The organism is Acinetobacter lactucae, from assembly GCF_013344765.1.
Classification (GTDB): Bacteria; Pseudomonadota; Gammaproteobacteria; order Pseudomonadales; family Moraxellaceae; genus Acinetobacter; species Acinetobacter lactucae_A.
The window spans coordinates 1-3,335 of the sequence record NZ_JABVBF010000248.1 but is presented as its reverse complement, the minus strand read 5'-3'; the positions used below and the strand labels follow the sequence as shown (position 1 = coordinate 3,335).

Genomic DNA, 3,335 nt, shown 5'->3' with positions numbered 1-3,335 from the left:
ATTTAGTATTTACATCAATATTTTCCATTCCTGTATTTAAGGAAATTATTTCATCTGTAGTAATCGAATACTTATCAGCAATGTTTTGTAGGCTTTCGCCTTCTTTGACTTTATAGCCAGCTCTTAAATACTCTCCTTTTTGCCCTTCTTCTAACAAAGCTAAATTAGCTTTAACCTTAGGACTAATAAATATATATTCCCTACAGTTATGATGATTTACATAGCATATAGGCTTGACTGTATTATTATCGAACTTCATTACACCCATAATTGGCAAGTATTCATCTGTATATACAAACTCTACCTCACCATTTCCATCTGTAACTTCTTTCTTAATTATATTTAAAGAATTATCTAAAAGGTAACATTCCATTCCAACTATAGGCTTACCTACATAATCTAAAAATTTAAAATAGAATGGATCATCTTTCGTACCACCAATATTCTTAATAAAATAATTCCAAACATCACCACCAACTAATACTTCGACTTCTTTTGGCTCAGCATCTGAAATTCTAGGACTTCTTCCATATTTATCAATTTTATGTTCTTCAACAACCCCATCACTTCCCTTTACAGACATAGTTAAATCTGTAAATTTATTTGTTGGAAAAACTTCATAAACATCTAATTTATTGCTATATTTTTTTGTTATATTTAATTCTTTTAGTTTAGGCACTTTAACATCTACTTTTCCGCCGCCCATAAATAAATGCTGCCCAGCCTTCACCTCAAGCTTACCACCCGTGACAGGGAAAATACCCGAACCATTCAACTTAACTTGAGATCCACTTGCAGTCAGATTAATTTCAGTTGGACTAGTAATAAAAACCGTGTCTTCGGTTGACGTAATCTGTACGCCCTTTCGAGCAATCACATCTAAGCCATCACCTTGTGCCTGAATTTCCACTTTACCTTGACCAGCAAAAAGCCGAGCACCTTCTTGGGCGGCAAATAGACTTATTTTTTGACTCGCATGACTTACTATATTCTTTTGCGTACTAATATTAATGCTATCTTCAGCACTTTGAGTGAGCTGTCCATTTGCACTAAGGTGTATATCTTCATTACTACTTACAGCAATACTTTTTGGAGATGCCAGCAGCATCACTGCTGATTGAAACTCAGCAGCCTTTTTAGGATCTTCTTGTTTGAGAACTTCTAAGAAAGTCTGAATATTCTCAAGCATATCTAACGGGTCGGTTTGCTGATTTTTAGCAACTTCACTGAGTGCCTTGGCATTATTTAGGCTGCCTTCTATTTGTTGCTTGGGCTCATTTGCATCGAGGTGTACGCCTTGAGCTTGATCCTGTTTGTGGGTACTAAGGAGTAAGCCGCTGCCTGCTCTGACTGCCCCCCACTGGTCTGTTCGTAGCTCGAAACCTTCACCACGACTATCACTTTCCGCCTTATCTTTTGGATGGCTTAAGTTACCCAAGTTTAGTTGGCTTACCGCATGGCTACTTTTTAGTTGGGCACTGATTTGCCCTGTGGTGTCATCAAAGCGTAGCTGGTTAAAGCCCTTACCATCGACTTCTTCGGAGCGGATACCACTGAGCTTTTTAGTGTCGGGTAGTTGGCCTTTTTGGTCGAATTGCGTTGGGTGACGTTCAGCCTCATGAATACGACCCACCACAAACGGGCGGTCAATGTTGCCGTCAAAGAAGTCGATCACCACGATCTCGCCCACGCGAGGCAAGAAACGTGCGCCATAACCCTCACCTGCCCACGGGGTGAGTACATCGACCCAAGCCGAGTCGGTGTCATTATCGTTACTTCCTGCTCCACCATCATGGCTATGGTCATCAGCTCGGGTAAATAGGAAACGGACTTTAATGCGTCCCCATTGGTCAACATGGATACTTTCACCTTCTAGCCCCACCACTCTAGCACGCAGTGGGTAAGCTGCTGGTCGGTGCTCTAACGGATGATACTCAGGAACAGTTTTAATATTTCTACGCGACAAGATGAGCTGATTACCCTGACGTTCAGTCTGGTCATTTAGCCCTGATTGATTGTTTTGCCATTGGCTTTGACTAAAAAGTTGATTGATTTGCTGTTGCAAATCTTTAGGCAAATTATTTTGCAGATAGAAGTTTTTCCCAATAATCAGAAATTCTTTGTCTGATCCGCTATGAGTATCTATTTCAGGATGTTCATTCAATTCAAACCAATAGCCAACTTGCGCATCACGTACCGTGGTTTGTGCATGAAAGTATTTTGATTGAAATGCATAATAATCAGATAGATTTTGATTGAGTTTTTCTAGCTGCTGGTGGCCCGATGCAGTGGCTTGGTCTTCCCCATTTAAGTCTTGCATCCAAGCAGGACTAATATGCCATGCATGTTCTAGACTTAAACTCGCATTATCCTGATTAGCACTATGACTATGCTTTGACTGAACACTTCCCATACCTTCTTCTTGACTTAAAGCATCAGCCTGCCAGCGTTGCACATGCACGGCTGTAGGTTGCAAGCTTCGAGTTGGCACAAGACTCGTCATACTGTCTTGTTGTTCAACTGCGCTACTGCGGTGATAACGGATATTTCTTCGGTCTAATGCTAAATATGATTCATTATTATCAATTAAACGTAATTTTTGCGGTTGAATCTCATCCGAGCTATCAGCGACAAACAACTGAGCTTCATCAATTAACCAGTTAATACCTTCACTACGCCAAAGTCTGGTTAAAAATTCATAATCTGTTTCGTTACTTTGCATGACAAAAGGTCGAACATCGTAGTCTTGAGTTAGGTTTTTTAAATCCAAAGTTAAGGCAGAAGCAAACAACGGGCTTTTGTTCTGCCATTCTGTAAATAGAATTTCAGTGATGTCCCGTACACTCTTATTCATAAACACACGGCTATTGCGGCGTTTATGCCATAGCACCGTCGGGTCTTGTAATCTCAGTTTATACAAAGTTAATGAACCATCACTCTGCCCCTGACTGGCTTCTGTAATAATTCCTGTAGTTCTAAATAATTGCCCCTGATCAGTTACTTGATCGACTGCAACCTGACAACCAATAAATTGTTTTAATGAAATATGGGCATTAGTAGAAAGACAAAATAACTCAGCAGACAGTCCTTCATTTAGCTGATGCTGCCCTTCGATACTTTGTAAAAAGACTTGAGTATTCAATGATGGATTAGAAAACTGAATATGAAGCACGCGTTTTTGCGAGCTGATACCCAAATCTTCTAGAATTCTATGTATATGAGATAACATCTTTTTTTATGAAAACTTTGTCAGGATTGGCATTATTTTATAAAATACAGAAACATCTGTCTATTTTGTAAAGGGAAACTTAACCATATGAATACACGAATGAATG

The 3,335-nt window shown here is 39.5% G+C and carries 1 protein-coding gene; it reads right to left on the bottom strand.

Annotated elements, in window-relative coordinates; all coding sequences use genetic code 11:
* Positions 1-3,229: type VI secretion system tip protein TssI/VgrG (gene tssI / locus HUN22_RS16210; protein WP_174731517.1), on the bottom strand; the 3,229-nt coding region annotated here is incomplete at its 3' end.
* Positions 3,230-3,335: the final 106 nt, after the last annotated feature.